The sequence below is a fragment of the Actinophytocola sediminis genome (assembly GCF_054779715.1).
Genome location: NZ_BAAGXS010000042.1, coordinates 21793 through 45740, shown reverse-complemented (window position 1 = coordinate 45740; position 23948 = coordinate 21793). Strand labels below are relative to the sequence as shown.

Here is a 23948-nt window from a genome sequence, read left to right as displayed (position 1 = left end):
GGCCGGTGCTTGTGCCCGACTGTGGCCTGTGGCACAGTCAAATGTCACCGAGTGCCGCATGGATGGCATCCAGTGTCATTGGAGACTTCTGGTGAACCAGCAGCGAAACGTGCCGGATGAGGACGCCCTGCACGCCATGACCAGCCGCAAGGCCGCGTTCCGCCTCCTGCCGATCCTGTGTCTCGTCTACTTCATGGCCTTCGTCGACCGCACCAACGTCGGTCTCGCCAAGACCTCGCTGGAAGCCGACATCGGCATCAGCGCCGCGGCCTACGGGGTCGGCGCCGGCATCTTCTTCCTGAGCTACGCGTTCCTCGAGGTGCCGAGCAACCTGATCATGCATCGGGTCGGGCCCCGGCGGTGGATCACCCGCATCGCGGTGACCTGGGGAGCGCTCTGCAGCTGCATGATGTTCGTGCAGGACGAGTTCTCCTTCTACGTCGTCCGCTTCCTGCTCGGCGCGGCCGAGGCCGGGCTGTACCCGGCGCTGATGTACATCGTCACCGTCTGGTTCTCCCAGAAGCAGCGGGTGACGATCGTCGGGATCATCTACCTCGCCGTGTGCGCCGGCCTCACCCTCGGCGGCCCGCTCGGGGGCGCACTGATGGAGCTGGGCGGGGTGGGCGGCCTGTTCGGCTGGCAGTGGATGTTCCTCGTCGAAGGGGCGATCACCGTGGTGGTCGCGTTCTTCGTGTGGCGCCTGGTGCCCGACCGGCCGGCGGACGCGCCGTGGCTGACCGAGCGGGAGGCCGAGGTGCTGGCCGAGCGCGCGGTGGTGCGCACGGCACCGGCCCACAGCGCGCTGAAGGGCAACCTCAAGGTGGCCTTCGGCAGGCCGTTCATCCTCGCGCTGTCCGCGGTCTACTTCGCCAACCAGGTCAACAGTGTGGCGATCCAGTACAACTTCCCGTCGATCGTGGAGAGCCTGAACGTCGAGGGGTCCTTCGTGATCGGTGTGGTGAGCGGCAGCGTCGGCATCGGCGCGTTCATCGGGGTGCTGCTCATCCCGTGGATCCAACGCAAGGTCCGCGACGAGCTGCGGGTGCTGATGTACGCGACGGTCGCGACCGCGGTGGTGGCGGTCGCCTACGCCTTCGCCGAGGGCGCGGTGCTGCGCATCCTGCTGATCGACCTCGCCATGCTGCTGCTGATCGGGATCCTGCCGCTGTACTGGTCGGTCGCGATGGCGCGGATGTCGGGCCTGATGGCCGCGGCCGGCCTGGCGTTCATCAACATGGTCGGCCTGCTCGGCGGCTTCGTCGGTCCCTACCTGTACGGGTTCGCCGAGAGCCGGGGGAGCGAGTCGGCCGGCTTCGCGGTGCTCGTCGGGGCCGCGGTGGTCGGGGTGCTGCTGGTGCCGGTGCTGTGGCGGACCGTGCGCGCCGAGGACCGGCGCTCCGGCCCCACGGTGTCGCTGGCCGGGGTGGAGGGAAGGGAATGACTGTGCGGAAACGACTTGTCGCCGTCCTGCTGGGGGTCGTGACGCTGGCCATCTCGGTCACCGTGGCGCCGGCCGCGAGCGCGCACGACGCGCCGACCCTGCGGCGAACGAGCCTCGGGCTCGTCGAGGGCACCGACGAGAGCCGGACGTCGGGAACCGTGTCCTGGCGCGGCATCCCGTACGCGCAACCGCCCGTCGGCCGGTTGCGGTGGCGCGCGCCGGTGACCCACCGGCCGTGGCACGGTGTGCGTGCCGCACACGAGTTCGGCGACGGTTGTGTCCAAGAAGGACGGTTCTTCAGCCCGGCGCCGAGCGGGCCGCACTACGGGCTGGACATCCGCGACGGGCTGAAGAAACCCGTCGGGGCCGAGGACTGCCTGACGCTCAACGTGTTCCGCCCGGCGGACAGGCGAAAGAACCTGCCGGTGATCGTGTTCGTCTACGGCGGCAGCAACATGGTCGGCTACTCGGCCGACCCGATGTACGACGGCCGGGCACTGGCCCGCAGGACCGGCGCGGTCGTGGTCACGGTCAACTACCGGGTCGGCGTGTTCGGCTGGTTCGGCCTGCCCGGACTGGACACCGGACCCGGCGCGTCGGGCAATTTCGGGACCCTGGACCAGATCGAGGCATTGCGGTTCGTCAACCGCAACGCGCGGGCGTTCGGCGGCGACCCGGGGAACGTGACCGTGATGGGGGAGTCCGCCGGCGCGGTCAACGTGTGGGCACTGCTGGTCTCCCCGTTGACCAAGGGGCTGCTGCACAGGGCGATCCCGCTCAGCGGGGGCTGGAAGTTCGAGACGCCGGCGGCGGCGCGCACCTACGCCGACACGTTCGTGACCGAGGCGATCGGCACCGGTGAGAACGCGGTGCGCCGGCTGCGCGCGCTGCCCGCCGAGGACCTCATCCGCGCCCAGGTCCGCCTCGGTCCCCAGATCGGCGACCCGCCTCGGGTGCTCTCCGACGGCGCGGTGCTGCCAGAGGACTACCACGCGGCCATCGCGGCGGGTCGCTACCGCGACGTCCCGGTGCTCGCGGGCAACACCGAGGAGGAGGGAAAACTCTTCGGTGCGGCCATCGGCGCCCACCGACCGACCGACTACGACCGCTTCACCTGGCAGTACCGGTTCGACCCCGACCGGCCGTCGGAGTTGACCGTCCGCGATCTGATCGTCGACCGCTACCTGCCGGTTGACGGTCCCGGCGGGTGGAACGAGGCGGCCGACCAGCTGAGCGACAGCATCTTCATGGGGATCGTCGAGGACTCGATGAACACGTTGCGCGCGGCCGGAAACGACCGGCTCTTCTACTACCAGTTCGGCTGGAACCAGCAGCCGGCGCCGTTCGACCAGGTGTATGGCGCGGCGCACGCCCTCGACCTGCCGTTCCTGTTCCGCTCCTTCGACGACGGAGTGTTCGCGTACTCGTTCAGCCGCCGCAACGAGCCCGGCCGGCTCGCGCTGTCGGACCTGATGATCGACAGCGTGCGCGCGTTCGTGCACACCGGGAGCCCGCAGCACGCCGGGCTGGGCGCGCGCTGGGACCAGTGGCCGGCCAGCATGGTCCTCGACGCCGGGAACACCCACGCGACCGCCCGGCCGGGCTCGTTCGCCGGCTGACTCCCGCGCCCCGTCCGAGGTCATAGACTTGCGAAGGCCCGGACGGGCGTCGAGGAGGGGAGGCGGAGCCGTGTCGGTCGACCGGGCGTTGGAGACGAAGTACCGCATCGCGGAAACGGCGATGGCCCTGTTCCTGGAGCAGGGCTACGAGAGCGTCACCGTGGAGGCCGTCGCCGACGCGTCCCAGGTGTCCCGGCGGACGGTGTTCCGCCACTTCGACGGCAAGGACGAGCTGGCCTTCCCGGACCACTCCGCCCGCCTGGAACTGTTGTCCCGCAACCTGGTGCCGCCCACCGGGAGCCGCACCCCGGTGGACGTGGTGATCGCCGCGACCGAGGCGGTGCTGCGGGACTTCCTCAGCCGGCCGGAGCTGGTGCTGCGGCGCTACCGGCTGACCAGGCTGGTGCCGGAGCTGCGCAAGCGCGAGGTGCTCGAGCACGAGCGCTATGTCGCGCTGACGCGGGCCTATCTGCGCGACCACCTGCCGGCGGAGAGCCAACCGTTCCTGCCGATGGCGCTCGCCGCGCTGATCGACGCCATGCACCGCTCGGCACTGGGCAACTTCGCCCGCGCCGACGGCACGACCGACGCGATCGCCGAGCTCGAGGCCGGGATGGAGTGGATCCGCGGGGTGCTGGCCGTGGACCCGGCCACCGGCTGTCCGCTGCTGCTGGCCGTCCTGCCGGACACCGCGGCCGTGCGGCAGTCGCTGACCGCGCTGCGGGACGAGGCCAAGGACCTGTTCTGAGCGCGGGTCACCACCAGCCGAACGCGGCCCACGCCAGCGGCGGCGCGACCACGATCGACACCAGGCCGTAGGTCAGCAGCTGGCGGAACAGCCGGGGCCGGGCCGCCGGCTCGGCGGCGCCCAGGATCAGCCCGCCGGTGATGCCAAGCGGGTTGATGTCCACGAGCACCGAGGCCAGCGCGAGCGCGAGCACGGCGCCGACGGGGGAGACGCCCTCGGCCACCAGCGGCGGCAGCAGCGGCATGGTCGTCACGAACACCGCGATCGAGCTGGCGGCGAACGAGGTGACCCCGGCGATGTAGCACAGCACCAGCAGGCTCAGGCTCGGCGAGCCTTCGACCCGGAGCAGCTCGCTGATCTCGGTGAACGCCCCCAGGTGCTGCATCAGCCCGACATAGGTCAGCAGCCCGCCGATCAGCAGGACCACGCCCCACGGGACCTTCGCGATCACCGCACCCGGCGCCAGCCGCAGCACCAGCTGCAACAGCACGGCCGCGGTCAACCCGAGGTATCCCACGTTCAGGTCGAACCCGACCGAGAGCACGACGACGGCGAGCATGCACACCAGCGTCAGCGTGCGGGCGCCGGCGCCCGCGGTCGGTGTGTCCTCGTCGGTGCGCACCTGGCCGGTCGCCGGGGTGGTCACCCGGCCGCGCGGTATCGCGCCGGTACGGATCCCGATGGCCAGGCAGACCGCGCACACGACCACCCCGGTCAGCAGCCCGCCGAGCAGGTAGGTCATCGGCGCGGAGGCGGGCAGCTCGATGCCGAGCTTGTCGCTCTGCCCCTTGGCGGACACGCCGTAGACGGCCAGCGGGGACAGCAGCCCGCTGATGATGCCGGTGATGCCCAGGACGGCGGCGACCAGCGGTGAGTACCGGTAGCGGGCGGCCAGGCCGAGCGCGATGGGGGCCACGATCGCGGTCGCGGCGGCGGGCAGCGTGCCGACCGCGGTGAGCACCGCGCCGATGACGAACGGCACCAGCGGCACGAGTGGCGCCCGGCCGCCGACCAGCCGCAGTAACCGGTCGAGCAGCCAGTCGAGCGTGCCGTTGAGGTGGGCGACCGCGAACAGGGCGGTCACCCCGACGATGAGCACGAAGAAGTCGGCCGGGAAGAACCCGGTCACCTCCTCGGCGGGCACCCCGGCGGCCAGCCCGAGCAGGAACGCGGCCGCGAGCGCGGCGCTGCCCAGGTCGAATCTCGGTAGCAGGGTCGCCCCGAACAGGGCGACCAGGATGATGATGGACGCGACGGCCATGTCAGACCACTCCCTTGTGGCGCAACTCGTCGACCTCGTGGCCGGCCAGCCCGGCGACCTCGGCCAGTACGTCGGCCGTGTGTTCACCGAGGGTTGGCGCACCGACGCCGACGACACTGTCGAAACCGGAGAATCGGCCGGCGGGCGCCTGCATGAGCCGCCCGCCGACCGTCGTGACCGACCCCCGCGCGCGGATGTGCGGGTCGGCGCACACGTCGGCCGCGGAGTTCACCGGGCCGGCGGCCACCCCGGCGGCGACCAGCGTGGCCATCAGCGGCTCGAGGTCGCGGGCTTCGACGAACGCGGCCACCCTGGCCTCGATCTCCGCGCGGTGCTCGAGCCGGGCGGTCATGGTGTCGTGCACGGCGAGGTCGGGCGCGTCCATCACCTCGACCAGCCGTCGCCACATCTGCTGGGTCGAGGCCGGCAGGGCCAGCCACCGGCCGTCGCGGGTGCGGTAGAGGCTGTTGGGGCTGATGTGCGGGTTCTGGTTGCCCTGGCGCTCGCGGGAGGTGCCGGTGGCGCCGTACTCGACGACGAAGTCCTCCATCATCCGCAACAACGGCTCGTAGAGCGGGATGTCGGCCAGTTGGGCCTCGCCGGTGCGGTCGCGCTGGCGCAACGCGAGCAGCGTGGCGAACGCGGCGTACATGCCGGTGACACCGTCGGCGATGGGGTAGCCGGCGAACACCGGCGGGCCGTCGGGGTCCCCGGTGCGGTGGGTGAGCCCGGCGAAGGCCTCGGCGACGCGGGCGAAGCCGGGGCGGTCGGCGTAGGGCCCGGTGCGGCCGTAGGCGCTCACGTGCACCATGACCAGGTCGGGCCGGTAGGCGCGCAGGTCGTCGAAGTCGACCCCGAACCGGCGCAGCGTGGCCGGCCGGAAGTTGGTCACCACCACGTCCGCGCCGGCGGCCAGCCGCCCGACCAGGTGCGCGGCCTCGGGATGGTGCAGGTCGACGGTGACGCTGCGCTTGTTGCGCCCGACCAGCGCCCAGGCGGTGGACACCCCGTCCTCCAGCGGCGGGTAGTGCCTGGCCGGGTCGCCGCCGTCGGGGTGCTCGATCTTGACCACCTCGGCGCCGAACTCGCCGAGCAGCGACGAGGTCAGCGGCCCGGCCAGGATCGTGGACATGTCCAGGACGCGCACGCCGCTCAGTGGTCCGTCGGTCACCAGGACTGCTCCTTTTCACACCGTCGTGAGGGTCTTCGCAGGTCACCACACCATGCCGGGCCGGTGCCCGCCCTGGGAACGCGCTGATGCGCCTCACCGGTGAAAGGTTCTGCCTCTATAGTGGCCGGATGCGCGTTGAGCGGGCGCGGTACTTCCTGATCGCGGTCGAGACCGGGTCGCTGCGGTCGGCCGCCGTCCGGTGCGGGGTGAGCCAGCCGACCATCGGTCAGCAGATCGCGCTGCTCGAGGAGGAGCTCGACGTGGTGCTGATGACCCGCAGCCGGCGCGGGGTCTGGCCGACGCCGGCCGGGCAGGCGATGCTGGAGCCGTTGCGGCGGTTGGTGGCCGCCGAGGACGCGGTGCGCGAGTCGGCCATGGAGTCCGGCGGCGCCTACGTCGGCGGGGTGCACATCGGCGGCGTGTCGGTGGCCGCGGAGACGATCATCGCGCCGGTCGTCGGCCAACTGCGCGAGCATCGTCCCGGGCTGCGGTTCACCGTGCGCGAGGACGCGTCGGCCGGCATCGAGGCCGCGGTGGCGGCCGGTGAGCTGGACTTCGGGGTGATCACGGTGCCCATGCACCCGGCGCCGGCCGGGCTGGCGCGGGTGTCGCTGATCTCCGCGCCGGTCGGGGTCCTGGCCCGAGGCGATCACCCGCTGGCCGGTCGGGAGCACGTGCACTGGGCGGACCTGCGGGGCTGGCCGATCGTGACGATGCGCGCGGGGACGGTGCTGTGGGAGGTGTTGCACCGGCACGTCGACCGGCCGGATGTCGTCGTGCAGGCCATGTCGGCCAGGACGCTGAAGGTGATGGTGGGGCAGGGGGCCGGGCTCGGGCTGCTCGGCGGGTTCGACACCTCGGCGGACATCCCGGACGTGGTCTGGTTGCCGGTGCGCGACGCGAGCCCGTTGCGGCTGTGTCTGGTGCAGCGCAAGGACAGCAGGCCGTCGCGGGCCGCGCTGATCGTCCGCGGGCTGATCCGGCTGCGGGCCGACGAGCTCGCCGAGCGGATGCCGGCGGCCTCCCGGTCGGGGGCGCGATCGACCGCCGCGCCGGGGAACCCGGTTGAGTGACCGGCGGTGGGTCGAGCACCATCTCCGGGATGAACACCGAACTCCGGCCCGCCGAACTGTCCTGGGACGAGGTCGACCCCCGGCGGCACGCGTTCGACCCTGACGCCGCGCTCGCCGTGATCTCCGCGCTCGAACCCGCCGGCCGGGTGCCGACCCGACCCGCCGGGCACGCCGGCGACTCGGACGTCATCCGGTGGTCCTACAACGAAGGCGCTGCCTGGACCACCGCGATGACCAGGGCCATGGTGGCGCGGTACGGCCGATGGGTGGTCGGCTGGCGGTGGGCGCACGACGAGGGTGAGATCGCCGGCGGCCCGGTGGGCGCGTGGTGCTGCCCGCGCGACTCGATGACCGTCCCCGAGGAGACCCTGGCCAGGGTCGCCGCGGCGCTGTGTGACTGGCGCGGGTGGTTGGTGGACCTGGCCGAGTGGTTCGACCGGTTCCCGCTCACCGATCTGCCGGCGGCGGATCGCGAGGACGCCTGGGAGCGCGCCACGGTCCACCTGGTCACCCAGGTCGTGGACCGGACGGGTTCCGGTGACGCCTGGTACACCCACTGCGAGCAGGTGCTCACCTGGTTCCTGACTCGCTGGGAGGTGCCACCGGACCGCGCGCGGGCGCGGATCGAGCGGGCGATCGGGGGCCGGTTCCAGAGCTGGATCCAGCCTGACCGGGAGCTTGTGCGTGACGTGGCCGAGCGGCTGGCCGGCGCGCTCGAGACCGACCAGGCGTGACCGCGCCACCGGACCACCTGCGGACCTGGCTCACCGTCCGGGATGCCGTGCCATGGCGGGAGGTCCGCCCCTGTGACGAGAGCCCGTTCGTCCCGGTTCGCGACGGCGCGCTGCACCACATCCGGACCGTCGACCACGGCCGCGATCCGGCGCGCGCGGCGGCGCTGCGTTCGGCGCTCACGCACGCGCGTGCCTGCGCAGCCGAGGGGACGCCGTTGCGGTTCGCGCTGCTCAGCGCCTGGCAGTGCCGGGTCCTCGGGGTGGCGGCGGCCCCGTTCCGCGGGTATCCCGCGTTCGCGAAAGGGGGCCGCGAGCGCTACGGCATCGACTCGGACACCCCGCACCGGTTCGACCGCTGTCTGCGCCAGGTCGCTGACCCGGCACTCGCGCTGCCGGCGCGCGCCGCCCGGGTGTACCTCGATGTCTGTTTCTTCCACCCGTTCGTGGACGGCAACGCCCGCGCGGCCTACCTGGCGTTGGACTTCGTCCTGGCCGGCGCCGGGATCGTCCTGGACCAGGTCGGCCCGGTCCGGCTGGTCAGCCGACGCGCCGACGACGCCGCCGGCGCGCTCGCGTTGGCCGACCTGGTGTCCACGCTGATCGCCGGCGCACGCCGGCGCGCGGCGCACGCTACGCCTTGACCACCCGTGCGGCCGCGATCACGATCGCCCACAACGGACTCGTGGTGATGTCGTAGTAGACGCGCCGGCTGCCGGACTCCCGGTGTTCGGTCAGCATGCCAAGGTGCACGAAGCGGCGAAGCTCGGTGCCGGCGGCGCTCTGGGGGATCACGGTGAGCGGCGGCTCGGACTGGTAGAAGCGTCGGCCGCCGCGCTGGTGGATCCACAACGCCACCCGTAGCCGGCACGGCCGGCCGAACAGCAGCCGACCCACCTCGTCGACCTCCATGCCGCCAACCTCCTGCTATAGAATATGAACTATAAGCATGTCCGATATTATCGCTCGGACGTGATCATGTCCAGTGGGCACCCGAAACCTGGGCACCCGGAACTCGACACCAGTCAGCGAGTGCCGGCGCACACGATGTACGCGTTGGCCGAAGCTGTTCATCGTGTCGACGAGCATCGTCGAGCAGGTCGCGTTCGGCAGTTGGGCGGCGGTCGTCGACACGGTGCCCGCCGCGGCGGTGACGAACAGCCGGTCCACCGCGTTCGAGCCGACCGCAGCGAAGGGTCCCTTCACTGCATCAGGCGCAGCGAAGGGACCCTTCGCCGCATCAGACGGGGGGACCCACCACCCGGGTGAGTGTGTCGGCGACGGTCTGGACGGCCGGGCGGGTGCTGCCCGGCGGGTCGTGCGGGGCCAGCCAGTAGACCGGGCCGTTCGGGGTGACGCTGGGCGGCAGGGCGACGGTGGTGCCGCTCGGCAGCCTGCTCACCGCCGCCGGCAGCCTGGGGGTGGCCGCCCTTTCCGGCTCCAGCAACAGGATGCTTCGCCGGTCGTGCGTACCGGGCAGGCCGACGATCGGGCACGACAGGCGCATCGCGTGCAACTCGGCGAGCAGCGCGGTCGCCACGTCGGTCGGCATCAGCAGGCCCCAGGTGTCGTCGTCGAGGTCCAGCAGGAGCTGGTGGCCGCGCACGGTCGTGGTCCAGCCGCGTTCGAGCTGGTACTCCCGGCTGGCGTACCGGAGGTCCGCACCGGTGTCGTCGACGAGGGTCAGGTGAGTGGCGGCCACGTCGGGCAACGCTGGCGTCATCATGTGCTGTGCCACCTTCGAATCGGAGGTTCCTCACTGGAAACACGGGGCCGGGACGTCGCGGGGTTCAGTTGGCGGTCAGCCGTCGCGCCTGCGCCTGCCGGACGCGCCGGCCAACACCGGGCCGGCGACCAGCAGGGCCACCGCGGCGACTCCGCCGGCGAACCACAGCGCGCGGTTGGCCGGGGCCTCGTCCGGCACCTCGGGCACCGGCACCACCAGGTGCTCGACCTCGGCCGCGGTCGGCGGATCGGTGTTGAGCACCGTGGTGACGGCCGCGAGCGGGTCGACGACGCCGTAGCCGACGAGCTTGTTCGGCAGCGGTCCGCCCGGCTGGTCCGCGGTGGCGAGCAGGCGCCCGGCGACCTGGCGCGCGGACAGCCCCGGGTGGTAGGCGCGGACCAGTGCGGCGGCGCCGGCCACGTAGGCGACCGCCAGTTCGCCGCCCGACCCGGTGCGCTGCCCCGTGCCGCGCGGCGCGATGCTGACCAGGTCCTGCGCCGGCGCCGCCAGCGCGGGCGCGGCCCCGTAGACCGGGTCCCGGACCGGACCGTCCTGGCCGACCGGCGCGACCGCGAGCACTCCGGGCAGCCGGGCGGGGAAGGCCAGCTGGCCGTTCTTCGACACCCAGGCCGAGGCCACCACCAGCACGTCGCGGTCGGCGGCGTAGGCCACCGCCGAGGTCAGCTCCGGCACGCCCAGCGTGGCCACCAGTCCCACGGCCACCACCCCCGCGCCGGCGTCGACGGCGGCCCGGATGCCGCTCGCGATGTCACGCGCGAACGCGGCGTGGTCGATGATCTTGGTCGGGTCGTCGGTCACCCGCACCGGGAACACCCGCGCGCCGGGCGCCATCCCGGTGAGCGGGCTGTCGCCCTGTCTGGCCGCGATGAGGCCGGCGATGAACGTGCCCCGGCCGTAGCAGTCGCCGTCGCCGCGGCCGTCGGCCAGGTCGGTGCCGGGCAGCACCGCGCCGGCCAACAGCGGCGCCTCGGCGCTGACGCCCGTGTCGACCACGCCGACGATGCCGTCGCCGGTCGTCAGCCGCCACACCCGGTCCGCGGCGATCCGTTGCTGGGCCCACGACTCCTGGTCGATGGCCGTGTTCGCCGGGGGCGTGCACTGCCCGACCGGCTGCGCGCCGGCCGGCACGGGCGCCGGCACCGCGCCCAGGACCAGCGCCGCCCCGACAGCGGCCAACCGGTGTCTCATGTCGGCTCCTCGGTCCAGGCGATCTGTAGGCCGATCGCCTCGCGGCGGGTGACCAGCGCGGCGCGGCCTGGCGGTAGCTGCCGGCCGCGCACACCGTTGAGCAGCGGCATCTCGTTGGGCGGCATGGACAGCGCCAGCTCGGGGGTGTTGGACTCCTGCAGCCTGCGGAGCACCGCCTCCATGCCGCTGCGGCTGGACCCGGCGGCCGCGCGGGCGAGCACCACGTGCAGGCCGATGTCGCCGGCCTGTGGCAGCAGCTCCACCAACGACTCGAGTGGCCCACCGAGCCCGCCGAGCAGCAGGTCGTAGTCGTCGACCACGACGAAGATCTCCGGGCCCTGCCACCAGTCCCGCTGACGCAGCCGGCTGGGGGAGATGTCCGCGGCGGGCACCCTGGCCATCAGCTCCTCGGCCGCCTCCCGGACGAGCCGCTCGGCCGCGGGCGCGGACACCGCCATGCCCCGCCGGTAGCTGTCCGGCACGATCTCCAGCAGCGTCCGGCGCGGGTCGATGACCAGGATCTGCGCCTCCTGCGGGGTGTAGACCGTGGTGATCGCCGTGATGATCAGGCGCAGCGCGGCGGTCTTGCCGCTGCCGGTGTCGCCGACCACCGTGAGGTGCGGGCGGTCGCCGAAGTCGTGCCACACCGGCCGCAGGTCCAGCTCGCCGGCGCCAAGCGCCAGCCGGGGGCCCTTCTCCGGCGCCGGCAGGTCCTCGGCCGGCAGCACCGAGGGCAGCATCCGCACCGTGGGCGCGGGCGGCCCCTGCCAGTGCTCCCGGACCGCCGACACCAGGTCCCTGGTGGCCTCGGCCAGGTCGGTCGTGCCGGCGACGCCGTCGAGCCGGGGCACCCCGGCGAGGAAGTGCATCTGGTCGGGCGTCAGGCCCCGGCCCGGTGTCTGGGGTACCTCGCCCGCCTTGCGCATGTTGATCAGCGAGTCGATCGCGTCGCCGAGCCGCAGCTCCAGCCGGGTGCCGAGCTGGTCGCGCAGCTGGCTGTGCACGTCGGACCACCGGTTGGTGGTCAGGATCAGGTGCACCCCATAGGACAGGCTGCGTTGGGCCAGCTCCCGGATCGCCAGGTCGTGCTGGTCGAACTCGGTGCGCAGCGAGCCCCAGCCGTCGACGACCAGGAACACGTCACCGTGTGGGTCGTCGACGAACTCACCGGCCGCGCGGCGCTCCCGGTAGGCGGCCATGTTCTCCACCCCGTGCTCGGTGAACACCCGCTCGCGCCTGGCCAGCAGGGACCGCACCTCGGCGACGGTGCGGGCCACCCGCTCCTGGTGCAGCCGTCCGGCGACCCCGCCGACGTGCGGCAGCCCGTCCACGGCCGCGAGCGTGCCGCCGCCGAAGTCCAGGCAGTAGAACTGCACCTCCGCCGGGGTGTGGGTGAGCGCGAGCGCGGCGATCATGGTGCGCAGCAGGGTGCTCTTCCCCGACTGCGGTGCGCCCGCGATGCCGACGTGCCCGCCCGCGGCGGACAGGTCCACCAGGTACAGGTCGCGCAGCTGGTCGAAGGGCTTGTCCACCACGCCGACCGGCACCACCAGCGTGCCGCGCGGGCGCCAGCCGACGGCGCGCAGCCCATGCGGCGGCTCCGGCAGGACCGGCGGCAGCAGCTGGTCCAGCGCGGGCGGGTTGGCCAGCGGCGGCAACCACACCTGGTGTGCCGGCGGTCCGTGCCCGATCATGCGATCCACCGCCACGGCGAGCACCGACTCGCCGGTCTCCTCGTCCTCGGCCGGCACGACCGGTGCCGAGGGCGGCGCGGCCGGGGCGGCCAGCCGGGTGACGCCGAAGGGCACGACCTGTTTGCGGACCTCCTCCTGGCGTTGTTCGCGGGTGCGCCGGTGGTGCGGACCGGAGACGTAGGCGGCCTTGAACCGGATGAGGGTGGCCACGTCGGTGCGGATGAAGCCGTTGCCGGGCGCGCTGGGCAGCTGGTAGGCGTCCGGCACGCCGATGACCGAGCGGCTCTCCATCGCCGAGAAGGTCCGCAGGCCGATCCGGTAGGACAGGTGGCTCTCCAGCTTGTGCATCCGGCCGTCGTCGACGCGCTGGCTGGCCAGCAGCAGGTGCACGCCCAGCGAGCGGCCCAACCTGCCGATCATGACGAACAGCTCGGCGAACTCCGGGTTGGAGGTGAGCAGCTCGCTGAACTCGTCGACGATCACGAACAGCGTCGGCAGCGGGTCCAGGCTGGCGCCGGCGAGCCTGGCCTTCTCGTAGTCCAGCAACGAGCTGTGGTTGCCCGCGGCGCGCAGCAGCTCCTGGCGGCGGGTCAGCTCCCCGTGCAGCGCGTCCTGCATGCGGGTGACCAGTGGGGCCTCGTCGGCCAGGTTCGTGATCACCGCGGAGGTGTGCGGCAGCCGGTCCAGACCGAGGAAGGTGGCGCCGCCCTTGAAGTCCACCAGGACGAAGTTGAGGATCTCCGAGGAGTGCGTCATCGCCATGCCGAGGACCAGCGTGCGCAGCAGCTCGCTCTTGCCGGAGCCGGTGGCGCCGATCAGCAGCCCGTGCGGGCCCATGCCGCCCTGCGCGGACTCCTTGATGTCCAGCTCGATGGGCGTGCCGTCCTCGGCGATGCCAAGGGGGATGCGGAACCTGTTGCGCGCCAGTCCGGTGCGCGTCAGCGACGCCGGCTGCCAGGTGTCCAGGTCGGTGACGCCGAGCAGCCGGGGCAGGTCGAAGTCGGCGACCATCGGCTCGGCGATCTCGGTGGTGCCGCCGAGCCGGTAGGGGGAGATGACCCGCGCCAGCGCGGCGGTGCGCGGCAGGCTGAGCAGGTCGGGGGCGCACAGCTCGGTGCGCACGTCCTGGCCGGTGCGGTCGGTGCGCACCATCTCGACCCGCTCGGTGGTGACATCCAGGCGCAGCGCGGCCTTGCTCGCCAGGCCTGCCAACGCCGAGGAGACGTCCAGCACGATCGAGTTGCGGTAGCCGGTGCCGGCCAGCCGGGACTCTCCCGGCACGGCGACGCCGTCCAGCACGATCACCACGTACGGTTCCTCCCGGCTGGGCGTGGCGGCGGCCTCGAAGCGACCCCGTTCGCCGAGCTCGGCGTCCAGCAGGTCGGTGAGCGCGTCCACGCCGTCGGCCAGCAGCCGCACCTGGCCTGCGCCGTCCTGCTCCACCGGGTGCTGGGCGTGCGGCAGCCACTTCACCCAGTCCCACAGCTGGACCCGGCCGGGATCGGCGCACACCGCGATCCGCAGGTCCTCCGGGGAGTGCAGGGTGACCAGCTGGGCCAGTACCGACCGGGTCACCGCGCGGATCGCGTCCTGGTCGCCGGTGAACCGCACCTTGGCGAACCCCCGCAGGAACAGCGCGGTCGGCAGGTTCGACACCGTCGTGTAGGCGTTGATGAACCGGCGCAGCGCGCGGGCGGTCAACGGCTCGAGGTCCGCGATCGGCTTGCTGGACGGTGGGGTGATCCGCAGTGCCAGCCGCTGCTGGCCGGTGCCCAGCCGGATCTCGGCGAAGTCGGCGTGCGCGGCGCGGCGTTCCCACAGCCGGCCGGTCATCGCGATCGACCACAGCCCGGCCGGGTCCGGGTGCCGCCAGGCGAGTGCCTCCCGCTGCTGGGCCGCCGCCGCGCGCACCTGGCCACGGACCTGGCCGAGGTAACGCAGGTAGTCGCGCCGCTCGCCGCGCAGCCGCTGGCGGCGGTCGGTGCCGCCGCGGGCCATCTGGGTGACGAACATCAGCACGGCCATCAGGCCCATCAGCCCGAACATGCCAAGACCGAGCCACGGGTTCGTGCGGCCCATGTACACCAGCATGAACACCCCGCTGCCGAGCATCATCGGCAGCATCATGAGCGAGGAGAGGAAGTCCCGGCCGCCCGCGACCTCCGGCAGCGACGGCGGCTCCTGAAGGGACAGTTCCCCACTCGGCATCTCCGGCGGCTTCTCCCGGCCGGGGCGGCGGAACAGCGTCGTCGTCATGATGTCGTCGATGTCGTCGTCATCGCGGTCGGCTCCTCGTGGATCACGCCGTACTGGCTGGCTGACCACTACACGCGCGGGGGCGGTCGATGTGTTCATTCCGGACATGACGCGCGGTCGCTGAACCCTGCGCGCCACCACCGCCGTGTACGGGTCATGGCGGTGACGAACTCGACCCCCGCGCCGGCGGCGACCGGTGGCTCCGGTGAGATGTGCCGGCTCACCATCTGTGGGCCGGCGTCCAGGGTGGAGCTGGCCGTGCCAGCGCACGTGCCGATCACCGACCTGATGCCGACGGTGCTCGGCCACCTCGACCCGGCGCTGGCCACGACCGGACTCGGCCAGGACGGCTGGGTGCTGCAGCGGCTCGGCGAGTCCCCGTTGAACGAGGACCAGGGCACCGCGGCCGCCGGGCTCTACGACGGTGACGTGCTCCACCTGCGGCCGCGCGACGACCAGCTGCCGGTGGCCGACTTCGACGATCTCGTCGACGGTGTCCACACCGGACTGTCCGCCCGCACCGACCGGTGGCGGCCAGCACTGACGCGGCGGGCCTGCCTGACCGTGGCCGCGCTGTGTGGCCTGCTGGCGTTGCTGGTCATCACGTTCAGCGGCATCGGCTCGGTGATCGCGGTGAGCGCGGGCATGGTGTGCCTGATCCTCATCGGGGGCGCGGACCTGTTGGTGCGGCTCATCGACAGCGACAGCACCCGGCCGGCGGTCACCCTCGCCGGCGTCGGGGTGGTCGCGGCCGGGGTCGCCGGTGGCGCGCTGCCATCGGGTGCCGTCGAGCCGGACTGGTTCGGCGCGCCGAGCATCCTCACCGCCGGCACCGGCGTCGCGGTGGCCGCGGTGCTGGCGCGGATCGCGCCCGGGCTGGCCAAGCCCGGGTTCCTCGCGGTGGCCTGCGGTGGCGCCGTGGTCGCGCTGGCCGGTCTGTTGTCGGTCCTCACCGGACTGGGCGGGCCGGCAACCTCGGCGATCCTGGTGACCGTCCTGTTGGTGTTCACCCGGGCGACGCCGCAGCTGTCCGCGTGGCTCGGCGGGCTGGCCGCGCAGCCGGTGCCGATCACCAAGGAGGAGTTCCAGCAGGGACTCGATCCGTTGCCCAGCAAGGATGTTCTCGACCGGGCGACGCTGGCCGACCAGCACCTCACCGCGTTTCTCGTGGTGATCGGCTCGATCGCCACCGGCGCGTTGCTGGTCATCGTGACGGCGCCGAGATGGGACACGGTGACGCTGACCTTCCTGGTCGCCGGGATGCTGCTGTTCCAGGCCCGCGAGCTGGTGGCGATCTGGCACCGGCTGGCCACCCTGGTGCCGGCCGCCACCGCGCTGGTGGCGCTGCTGCTCGGCTGGACCGCGGGCATCCCGCTGCTCGGCCAACTCTGTGTCCTACTTGGACTGCTGGGTTTCGCCGGGCTCGCGGTGGCCGGCGCCCAGGTGTTGCCGGGCAGGCGGCTCGTGCCGCGCTGGGGCCGGTGGGGCGACATCCTCCACTGGCTCTGCGCGCTCGCCGTGATGTCGATCGTGTTGTCGGTGACCGGGTTCCTCAGCTGGGCCAGTTCGTGGCTGTGACTGATCTCCAGATATAGAAGGGAGGACGGCGATGTACGGCAGACGCGACCAGGTTGACGCGCACTCGTTCCTGGTCGGCAGGCTCGTGGCCGCGGTGTTGCGGGTCGAGCCGGACGCACCGGACCGGCCGCTGCGTCGCACCTCCGTCGGCATGCTGGGCGGCATCGCGATCGCCCTGCTGGTGGTCGCCGTGATCGTGATCATCGACCTGTTCACCGACCTCGGCGAGCAGGACGCCTGGCGGGAACCGGGAACCCTGGTCGTGGCCGAGGAGTCCGGGAACAGGTACCTGATGGTCGACGGTCTGCTGCGGCCGGTGCACAACTACTCCTCCGCGCGCCTGCTGGTCGGTGGCGACCCTCCGGTCGAGACGGTCGACACCGCCGACCTCGACGACGTGCCGAAGGGGTCGCCGATCGGCATCCTGGGCGCACCCGACCAGCTGCCGTCGGCGTCCACCGCGCCCCAACCGTGGACCGTGTGCGCCGGGGGCGGCGAGGACGGCCCGGCCGTGGCGGTGACCGTGGGCGACCTGCCGGGCGTGCGCCTCGCGCGGCCGGAGGAGGCACTGTTGGTGCGGGCAGGCGACGAGCGCTACCTCGCCTGGCGCGGCAGCCGGTCGCGGATCACGGCCGACTGGGTGCCCCGGGCGCTCGGACTGGACCCGGCCGCGGCCGTGCCGGTCGACTCGGCGTGGCTCAACAGCCTCCCCGCCGGTCCCGACCTCGGGCAGGCGCCGTTGGCCAGAACCGGCGCCGGCCCGGTCATCGACGGCTACCCGACCACGGCCGGTCAGCTGGTCGCGGTGCCGGAAGCGGTGGGGGACAACCTGTTCGCGGCCGCGCGGGGCGGGTTGATCCCGGTGACCCCCGCCGTCGCGGCTCTGCTGCGCAGCGACCCCGGCGTGGTGCAGCCGCCCCAGCTGACCACCACGCCGGCGGAACTGGCCAACCAGAAGGTGTTGCCAGCACCGGTGTGGCAGGCGGAGCTGCCGCCGCGCCCACCGACCCCGGTGGACACCGGGACCCAGGCGGCATGTGTGCGGTGGGACGGAAAGGAGGCGATGCTCGCGGTCGCGCCGCCGCCGGTCGGCCCCGGCCAGAGCGGCGACCAGGCGGCGTTCACCAGGGACGGCCGGGTCGCGGACCGGATCGAGGTCGCGCCGGGCGCCGGGTTGCTGGCGCGTACCCGGCCGGCACCGGATGTGCCCGGCGCCGGCAGCTACCTGATCACCGAGGCGGGCGCGAAGTTCCCCGTGCTGAGTTCGGAGGCCGCGGACGCGCTCGGGTTCTCGGTGAAGTCGGCACGGCTGGTGCCGGCGGAGCTGCTGGCGCTGCTGCCGACCGGGCCGGCGCTCGATGTCATCGAATAACGCGGAAACAGAGGAGAGAAACGCACATGAGTCCAGCACCATCGGGCGCACCGACCGGTCTGTCCAAGTTCTACGGGTTCACCGACGCGACGATGACCGCCGTCATCACCTCGGTCAACGAGGCGCTCGGCCGGATGGGCACGGTCAACGGCAACGTGGCGCAGGTCGGCGGCCTGCTGCCGACGGTCAACCAGTCGACGTCCGGTATCGCGCTCGCGGCCAGGATCAATGACTGGTCAACCGAGTACCTGAAGATCAAGACCCTGCTGGAGGCGTTGCGCGACAAGGCGGACACCGTCCGGAGGAAGAACGTCGACACCAGTTACGAGACCAGCCAGGCCAGCCAGACCGGCCAGGGCTGAGCGGGAGGGACACCCAGATGACGTCGTTCGACATCAACCACAACGGTTACCTCGAGGTCAACGAACAGCTCTACCAGGCGGTTGCCCAGCTCGGGCAGATCCTCGACGACCTCAGCACGTCGTTGGCCCGGATTCCCGAGGCGGTGCGGGGCAACGCGGAGGAGATCTGGTCGATGGAGCAGCGGGAATGGAACAAGTCCTACGAACAGATGCGGAACCGGCTCAACCTGAACACGCTGGCGTCGATCAACACGCACGAGATCTTCAAGGAAGGCGACATCCAGGCCACCAGGATCATGCTCCAGTGAGTCCACAGTAGACATTCAGGTCCCGTCCCGGTGTCCGCGGGTGAGCCCCCGGGCGCCGGGACGCCCAGCCCCGCACGAAGGAGTTGCTGATGTCCGACGACCTGTCGTCGCCGCATCGGATGAAGAAGCCGCCGCAGGTGTCCTCGGACAGCGGCTCGGCGACCCCGCTGACGCCGATGGCGCCCCTCCTCCCCAGGGCGCCGGATGCTGAGCACGACAGTGGTGAGCGGCCGGACGTGCAGGTGTATCTGGCGAGCGAGCACGAACCGGCGCAGGGCTTCGGCGGTGAGTCGGTGGTCATCTCGATGCCCGACAGCACGCCGGCCGACGGTGTCGGCGGGCTGACCGTGACGATCACCAGGGGATCGGCGGACGGCGGGCCCGCGGTGCCGCTGAGCGAGCCAGTTCTGATGCACAGGGGTGTCCCGCTGGAGGAGGTCGCGGCGGGGGACGGTGTTCCGCTGCTCCCGGCGGAGGAACCGGTGGTCGGCGAGCCGTCGCTGCGCCACCTGACCGAGCCGAAGTCGGACCCCGTGGGGCGCGGCGATGAGGCCCCGCGCCCCAAGGACTGCGGATGCGACTGCGACTGCTCGTGCGGCGCGGCCGAGGACTCGGCGGCCGACGGGGCCGGCAGCGCGGTGCCGGCCGGCGGCCACAGTGACGATCCCGGCGACGATCCCGGTGACGCTGCTGACGCTGAGGATGCCGGCTGGCAACCTGGCGACGACGCGGACGCCGCGCCGGCCGCGGACCACGGCCAGAACCCGGCCGACCACGACAACGACAGTGACTGTGGGGACAAACCCGGCGACGAGCACGGCGGCGGCGCCGGTGACTCCATATCGGACACACCCGCCGTGCCGTCCCAGGTGGGTGGCGAGAGCGCTCCGCAGGAGGATCCGCCGCCCCTGGTGTCGGGCCGCAGGGAGCGGGCGCCCGACGCGCCGATCAACACGGCGGGCCAGGACACGCCAGGAGAGCCCGCCGGCGACAAGATGATGAGGAGGCTCGCGTATCCGCCAGAGGGGTATCCGACCGCGGAGCAGCCTGCCGGCGACAAGATGATCAGCAGACTCGCGTATCCGCCAGGCGGGTATCCGACCGCGGAGCAGCCCGCTGGCGAGAAGATGATGAGGAAGCTCGCGTATCCCCCAGGGGGGTATCCGACCGGTGGTGTGCCACCGGTCGTGCCACCACCGGACTCCGCGCCTCCGGGTGAGGGCGTGGCGGGCCAGGCCGCCCACGCCGTCGAGGACGAACCGGCCGAGGGGCAGGGCGGCGACCAGGCTTCCGGTGGGCAAGGCACTGGTGATCAACCCGCCGGTGGGGAGGGCTCCGGTGACCACAGTGTTGGCGGGCAAAGCCCCGGTGGGGAAGGCGCGGGCGGACAGGGGGCCGGTGGGGAAGACGCTGGCGAGGACGGTGCGGGTGGGCAAGGGGCTGGTGGAGAAGGCGCGGGTGGGCAGGGCGCAGGCGGGACGGCCGACCCGAACGCGCCGCTGCCCCCGTTGTCCGGCTCCGACGGCGGCAACCTCACGTTCGACGAGGCCAGCTACAAGAAGCTGATCAGCGAGATGGACGGCATCGAGCTGAGCCTGATCGACGACGCCGTGTCCACCAACGACGCAGTCATCACCGAGAAATGGCTGGCGCTGCCGGCGAACCAGACCTGGGAACCGGCGATCGACGTGAACACCTGGACCGCCGCGTTCGGCGCGAAGGTCGTGTCCTTCAACGAGAACCTCCGGGCCACGTTCTCCACGTTCACCGTCGGGCTGACCGCGGCGATGGAGATCTTCGACGAGACCGATGACCTCGCGTTGTACCCCTTCTCCGGTTTCGTCAGCCAGTACCCGGATCTCAACATCGGCGGCGGGCAGGTCATGGGCACCGGCGGTGCGCCGCCAGGCTTCGGCATCGGCGGCATCGGCGGCAACGGCGGAGTTGGCGGCGTCGCGGGCGGTGGCGACGCGGGCGGTGGCGCGGAAAGTCAGTAACCGCGGCAGGTAGGTCGGCACGAAAGGAGTGGGCATGCCCGACGATTCCACCGAGCCCGGCAACATCCAGGGCCGGGACTACGGTCGTGCGACCTACGAGGAGGTCCTCTTCGCGGTCACCGGCATGGGGGTCGACCTGCACCGGATCGCGGATCGCGGTCGAGGCGGTGGGGAGGGCGGCGGCTGGTTCCAGGTGCAGGGGGGCGGCAAGAAGGACGTCACGGACGGGTCCGCGCCTGCCGACGCGGCGTCGGCCACCGCGGGGAACTATCACGCCTTCGGCCAGTGGTGGTACGGAGTCAACTACAACGCCCCGTTGTTCGCCGACTGGAACACCGGTTTCCTGGACATGACGGGCCACATGTCGGGGCTCAGCGCCGGCAAGCTCGGGTTGATGGACGTGCCGCGGCTGCACGCCGCCAAGGCGGTGCTCGACAAGTACGTCAAGTGGCTCGACACCAACGGAAACGTCGTCCACAACTGGGTGACCAGTTTGGACAGTGACGACTCCGCGTTCCGTGGCCGCGCCGCGTATGCCGTTCAGGGCAACCTGAAGCGCATCGACTTCATGCTCAACGACCTCGAGACCCAGATCACCCGGCGCAGTCCAACGCCGTCCCAGGCGCTGGGTGACATGGCCGACACGCTCGGCCAGTTCGGCAAGTCGATGTCGGCCATCTGGTTTCTGCACCTGCTGCAGGTTGGCGGTGCGGTGAACCGGGCCACGACGTTCGTCACCGACGCCGCGCGCAACTACATCCGGGGGATGGGGCTCGTCCTCGGCAGGGAGAACTACAACCTGGATCGAATCGGCGGCGACAACGGCAAGGTCTACATCGACCACGTGCTCAGCAACTTCAACTCCGCCACCCAGGAGGGGCCGCTCTACCGCAACTACGCCTACGTCCTTGGCGACGAGTGGGCGGTCGACGCCCTGATCGAGAAGTACGTGCCGTTCACGCAGGCCACGCCGCCGGAGGGGATGCCGCACATCAGTGGCGATCTGCGCAGTCAGTCGACCTGGGACGACATCAACATGAAGGTGAGCAGCTACGTCGACAGTCAGCTGACCGGCCTTGACAGCTGGGCCCGGATTTTCCTCACCGGCCTGGAACAGTCCTATGTGGCCGGTAGGAAGGCGCTCACCCCGTTCGTGGACAACAAACCGCCGAACCTGGGGACCGCCCCGGGAGGCGGCGGTGGCGGAACCCTGCCGCCGCCCGGTGGTACCGGTGGTGGCCTCGAGCTGCCCCCGGGTCCTGGTGGTACCGGTGGTGACCTCGAGCTGCCACCCGGCCTTGGCGGTGACGGCGGCGGTGGCGAACTGCCGCCAACCGGCGGCGGGAGCACACCACCGGCCGGCGGCGGCATCGAGTTGCCGCCCGACTTCGGCAGTGGCGGCGATCTCGGTGGTGACCTCGGTGGTGACCTCGGTGGAACTGGTGGCGGCGCAGGCGGTGTCGGCGGCGGTGCGCCACCGCCGGGCGGCGACTTCGGCCTTCCCGGCGGCGGGGACGCGAACAACCTGTCGTCCAACGGCGGCATCGAGTTGCCACCAGAAGGTGGCCTCGGTGACCCGAACGACCCGTTCGGCGGCGGCACGTCCCTCGGCACACCACCGCCCGGCAGCGGTGGTGGCGACCAGTTCGGGACGCCGCCACCGCCGTTCATCGGGCCGGTGGGCGCCACCGGCAACGGCACCGGCGGCTCCGGGTCGAACAGGTCGCCCAACCTCGAACTGCCGTTCCCCGGCGGAAGCGACAGCGGCATCGATGGCGGCATCGATGGGACTGGCGACGGGACTGGCAACGGGACTGGCGACGGGACTGGCGATGGCTGGGCGCCACCCGGCTTCGACGAGGACATCGAGTTGCCCCAGCTGAACCAGAACACCCCGGACCTGCCGGGTGCCTCGGACGACGGCGCTGGCGGCATGTCCGAACCCACCCCGCCACCCGGCCTCGACCTGGACGGCCTGGCCGGCGGCAACGGCGGGCTGGAACTGCCCGGTGGCGGCGCGGGTGGCGGTGCGGGTGGCGGTGGTGGCCTGGAGTCGCCTGGCGGTGGTGGCGCAGGCGGTGGCGGTGGCGGTGGCGGTGGGCTGGAGTTGCCTGGCGGCCTTGGCGCCGGCGGCGGTGGTGGCGGGCTGGAACCGCCCGGCGGCGGTGGCGCAGGCGGTGGGTTCGGAATGCCGGGAGGCCAGCAGGCGGTCGCCGGGGGCGGCGGTGGTGAGGGCTGGGCCGAGTGGTCCGGCAACTTCGGCGCCGACAGTGGCGGTGGGGACCCGAAACTGGCCGGCGACAACAACCAGTTCGGCGGCATGCCGCCGATGATGCCCCCGATGATGCCGCCGATGGGCGGCATGGGCGGCCCTGGCGGCGCAGGCGGCAAGGGGGACCGGGAACGCGAGACCTGGCTGTCGGAGGACGAGAAGGTCTGGGGCGCGGCCAGCCTGGCGGGCAGCGGCGTGATTGGCAGGCCGACCGACGGCGAACGGATCGTCGACGAGCCGATGGCACCCACCCACGTCCACGTGCGCAACACCGCGCCACGCGGCCGCGCGCCGGACCGCGCACAGCGGCCGGCCGAGGAGTCCACATCGGCCAGTGAGGCCACCGGCCCGCCGGCACAGACCTGACCGGACCGAGAAAGGGTGATGGTGATGTTGTCGTCCATGCACAACGACCTCGCGCAGATCTTCGGGGATCTGCAGAAACAGCGCGCGGACCTGACCGAGGCGATGGCGCGGATGCAGTCGGTCACCGGGACCGCCACGACCAGGGACCGGATGCTGAAGGCCACAGTGGACGGTCGCGGCCGGCTGACCGAGCTGGTGCTGCGCGGGGACCGCTGGCGGGAGCTGTCGGCAAAGGAGCTCAGCGCGAAGATCGTGGACGTCGTGACGCGCGCACAGGACAAGGCGACCAGCGGCATCACCGACGTGGTGGCCGGCATGGCCCCGGAGGGTCTTGACGTCCGCAAGCTCATGGAGCAGGGGGGCGATCCGGACGCGCTACCGGACTTCGACGGCGACTGGGAGTCGGCCGGGGACGCGGCGGAGCGGACGTCGTGAGTGAGAACCACTTCGCCGCCGACCCGGACGAGGTGTCCCACGGCGGGCGGGCCTTCGGCGAGCTCGGCCTGGAGATCGCGGGGATCGACCGCGACCTCAACGCGGCCGTGATGTCCTACGGACAGCGGGGTTCTGGCGAGATGGGCGAGGCACTCGAGGCGAACTACCGGCCGGGCGAGGAGGTCGCGGTGCAGTTCCTCGAGCTGTTCCACAACCTGTTCATCGAGAAGGGCAACCGCCTCTGGCAGACCGGTCGCTCGCTGTCCGACACCGACGAGGAGGCCACGTTCGTGGCCAACCGCCCAGACTCCCCTGACCAAGGCTAGGCA

General features: G+C 72.1%; 20 protein-coding genes. 14 read left to right on the top strand and 6 right to left on the bottom strand.

All coding sequences use genetic code 11. The features are described 5' to 3' along the window. Positions 1 to 91 precede the first annotated feature (91 nt). The 3 genes from ACYVIP_RS25295 to ACYVIP_RS25285 all read left to right on the top strand — a co-directional run bounded on the left by ACYVIP_RS25295 (position 92) and on the right by ACYVIP_RS25285 (position 3808). A complete protein-coding gene (locus ACYVIP_RS25295; protein ID WP_460400557.1) occupies positions 92 to 1441 on the top strand; it encodes an MFS transporter in 1350 nt (449 codons plus the stop codon). A gap of 2 nt (positions 1442 to 1443) precedes the next feature. After that, the gene (locus ACYVIP_RS25290; protein ID WP_460400555.1) at positions 1444 to 3060 is read left to right on the top strand and encodes a carboxylesterase/lipase family protein; all 1617 of its coding nucleotides are present in this window, start codon (positions 1444 to 1446) and stop codon (positions 3058 to 3060) included. A 70-nt stretch (positions 3061 to 3130) separates the two neighbouring features. After that, positions 3131 to 3808 (top strand): TetR/AcrR family transcriptional regulator, encoded by a 678-nt coding sequence (locus tag ACYVIP_RS25285; RefSeq protein ID WP_460400553.1) that lies wholly within the window; start codon positions 3131 to 3133, stop codon positions 3806 to 3808. Between the two features lie 7 nt (positions 3809 to 3815). On the opposite strand, the gene ACYVIP_RS25280 is transcribed toward ACYVIP_RS25285, so the two are convergent. Next, positions 3816 to 5069 carry an SLC13 family permease gene (locus ACYVIP_RS25280; protein ID WP_460400551.1) on the bottom strand — a complete coding sequence of 418 codons (1254 nt, stop codon included), beginning with the start codon at positions 5067 to 5069 and terminating at the stop codon, positions 3816 to 3818. 1 nt (position 5070) lies between these two features. Continuing rightward, positions 5071 to 6240, bottom strand: a complete 1170-nt coding sequence (locus tag ACYVIP_RS25275) for a CaiB/BaiF CoA transferase family protein (protein ID WP_460400549.1) — start codon at positions 6238 to 6240, stop codon at positions 5071 to 5073. Between the two features lie 128 nt (positions 6241 to 6368). Between ACYVIP_RS25275 and ACYVIP_RS25270 the strand changes: the two genes are divergently transcribed. Genes ACYVIP_RS25270 through ACYVIP_RS25260 form a run of 3 tightly spaced genes read left to right on the top strand, consistent with a single transcriptional unit; the run spans position 6369 to position 8688 of the window. Beyond that, positions 6369 to 7313: a LysR family transcriptional regulator gene (locus ACYVIP_RS25270; RefSeq protein WP_460400547.1), complete on the top strand. Its 945-nt coding sequence runs from the start codon at positions 6369 to 6371 to the stop codon at positions 7311 to 7313. 29 nt (positions 7314 to 7342) lie between these two features. Continuing rightward, the gene (locus ACYVIP_RS25265; RefSeq protein ID WP_460400545.1) at positions 7343 to 8047 is read left to right on the top strand and encodes a hypothetical protein; all 705 of its coding nucleotides are present in this window, start codon (positions 7343 to 7345) and stop codon (positions 8045 to 8047) included. Continuing rightward, entirely contained in the window at positions 8044 to 8688 is a 645-nt protein-coding gene (locus tag ACYVIP_RS25260; protein ID WP_460400543.1) for a Fic family protein, read from the top strand. The genes ACYVIP_RS25265 and ACYVIP_RS25260 overlap by 4 nt, the downstream gene beginning before the upstream one ends. Here ACYVIP_RS25260 and ACYVIP_RS25255 read toward each other — a convergent pair. The 4 genes from ACYVIP_RS25255 to eccCa all read right to left on the bottom strand — a co-directional run bounded on the left by ACYVIP_RS25255 (position 8678) and on the right by eccCa (position 14929). Beyond that, positions 8678 to 8956 (bottom strand): hypothetical protein, encoded by a 279-nt coding sequence (locus tag ACYVIP_RS25255; RefSeq protein ID WP_460400541.1) that lies wholly within the window; start codon positions 8954 to 8956, stop codon positions 8678 to 8680. The two genes, ACYVIP_RS25260 and ACYVIP_RS25255, sit on opposite strands and share 11 nt — an antisense overlap. A gap of 328 nt (positions 8957 to 9284) precedes the next feature. Then, positions 9285 to 9770 carry a hypothetical protein gene (locus ACYVIP_RS25250; RefSeq protein WP_460400539.1) on the bottom strand — a complete coding sequence of 162 codons (486 nt, stop codon included), beginning with the start codon at positions 9768 to 9770 and terminating at the stop codon, positions 9285 to 9287. A gap of 75 nt (positions 9771 to 9845) precedes the next feature. Continuing rightward, complete coding sequence (locus ACYVIP_RS25245) at positions 9846 to 10979, bottom strand: S8 family serine peptidase (RefSeq protein ID WP_460400537.1); 1134 nt, start codon at positions 10977 to 10979, stop codon at positions 9846 to 9848. Continuing rightward, positions 10976 to 14929, bottom strand: a complete 3954-nt coding sequence (eccCa, locus tag ACYVIP_RS25240) for a type VII secretion protein EccCa (RefSeq protein ID WP_460400535.1) — start codon at positions 14927 to 14929, stop codon at positions 10976 to 10978. Before eccCa ends, ACYVIP_RS25245 begins: the two co-directional genes overlap by 4 nt. A gap of 162 nt (positions 14930 to 15091) precedes the next feature. Between eccCa and eccD the strand changes: the two genes are divergently transcribed. From eccD to ACYVIP_RS25200, 8 genes are all read left to right on the top strand, one after another. Beyond that, on the top strand, positions 15092 to 16507 hold the full coding sequence (gene eccD, locus ACYVIP_RS25235; RefSeq protein ID WP_460400533.1) for a type VII secretion integral membrane protein EccD: 1416 nt from the start codon (positions 15092 to 15094) through the stop codon (positions 16505 to 16507). Positions 16508 to 16538: 31 nt separating this feature from the next. Then, a complete protein-coding gene (eccB, locus tag ACYVIP_RS25230) occupies positions 16539 to 17879 on the top strand; it encodes a type VII secretion protein EccB (protein ID WP_460400531.1) in 1341 nt (446 codons plus the stop codon). A gap of 26 nt (positions 17880 to 17905) precedes the next feature. Further along, positions 17906 to 18241 carry a hypothetical protein gene (locus ACYVIP_RS25225; protein WP_460400529.1) on the top strand — a complete coding sequence of 112 codons (336 nt, stop codon included), beginning with the start codon at positions 17906 to 17908 and terminating at the stop codon, positions 18239 to 18241. A gap of 17 nt (positions 18242 to 18258) precedes the next feature. Then, the gene (locus ACYVIP_RS25220; RefSeq protein ID WP_460400527.1) at positions 18259 to 18549 is read left to right on the top strand and encodes a WXG100 family type VII secretion target; all 291 of its coding nucleotides are present in this window, start codon (positions 18259 to 18261) and stop codon (positions 18547 to 18549) included. A gap of 89 nt (positions 18550 to 18638) precedes the next feature. Then, positions 18639 to 20546, top strand: a complete 1908-nt coding sequence (locus tag ACYVIP_RS25215) for a hypothetical protein (RefSeq protein WP_460400525.1) — start codon at positions 18639 to 18641, stop codon at positions 20544 to 20546. A gap of 34 nt (positions 20547 to 20580) precedes the next feature. Further along, positions 20581 to 23184 carry a hypothetical protein gene (locus ACYVIP_RS25210; RefSeq protein WP_460400523.1) on the top strand — a complete coding sequence of 868 codons (2604 nt, stop codon included), beginning with the start codon at positions 20581 to 20583 and terminating at the stop codon, positions 23182 to 23184. 24 nt (positions 23185 to 23208) lie between these two features. Then, entirely contained in the window at positions 23209 to 23619 is a 411-nt protein-coding gene (locus ACYVIP_RS25205) for a YbaB/EbfC family nucleoid-associated protein (protein WP_460400521.1), read from the top strand. Beyond that, the gene (locus tag ACYVIP_RS25200) at positions 23616 to 23945 is read left to right on the top strand and encodes a hypothetical protein (RefSeq protein ID WP_460400519.1); all 330 of its coding nucleotides are present in this window, start codon (positions 23616 to 23618) and stop codon (positions 23943 to 23945) included. Before ACYVIP_RS25205 ends, ACYVIP_RS25200 begins: the two co-directional genes overlap by 4 nt. The last annotated feature ends 3 nt before the right edge of the window (positions 23946 to 23948 follow it).

Coding starts and splice junctions, on each gene's coding strand:
- ACYVIP_RS25280 (WP_460400551.1), bottom strand. CDS start 5,069: ATGGCCGTCGCGTCCATCATCATCCTGGTCGCCCTGTTCGGGGCGACC.
- ACYVIP_RS25270 (WP_460400547.1), top strand. CDS start 6,369: ATGCGCGTTGAGCGGGCGCGGTACTTCCTGATCGCGGTCGAGACCGGG.
- ACYVIP_RS25265 (WP_460400545.1), top strand. CDS start 7,343: ATGAACACCGAACTCCGGCCCGCCGAACTGTCCTGGGACGAGGTCGAC.
- ACYVIP_RS25255 (WP_460400541.1), bottom strand. CDS start 8,956: ATGGAGGTCGACGAGGTGGGTCGGCTGCTGTTCGGCCGGCCGTGCCGG.
- ACYVIP_RS25250 (WP_460400539.1), bottom strand. CDS start 9,770: ATGATGACGCCAGCGTTGCCCGACGTGGCCGCCACTCACCTGACCCTC.
- ACYVIP_RS25245 (WP_460400537.1), bottom strand. CDS start 10,979: ATGAGACACCGGTTGGCCGCTGTCGGGGCGGCGCTGGTCCTGGGCGCG.
- eccCa (WP_460400535.1), bottom strand. CDS start 14,929: ATGACGACGACGCTGTTCCGCCGCCCCGGCCGGGAGAAGCCGCCGGAG.
- eccB (WP_460400531.1), top strand. CDS start 16,539: ATGTACGGCAGACGCGACCAGGTTGACGCGCACTCGTTCCTGGTCGGC.
- ACYVIP_RS25225 (WP_460400529.1), top strand. CDS start 17,906: ATGAGTCCAGCACCATCGGGCGCACCGACCGGTCTGTCCAAGTTCTAC.
- ACYVIP_RS25220 (WP_460400527.1), top strand. CDS start 18,259: ATGACGTCGTTCGACATCAACCACAACGGTTACCTCGAGGTCAACGAA.
- ACYVIP_RS25215 (WP_460400525.1), top strand. CDS start 18,639: ATGTCCGACGACCTGTCGTCGCCGCATCGGATGAAGAAGCCGCCGCAG.
- ACYVIP_RS25210 (WP_460400523.1), top strand. CDS start 20,581: ATGCCCGACGATTCCACCGAGCCCGGCAACATCCAGGGCCGGGACTAC.
- ACYVIP_RS25205 (WP_460400521.1), top strand. CDS start 23,209: ATGTTGTCGTCCATGCACAACGACCTCGCGCAGATCTTCGGGGATCTG.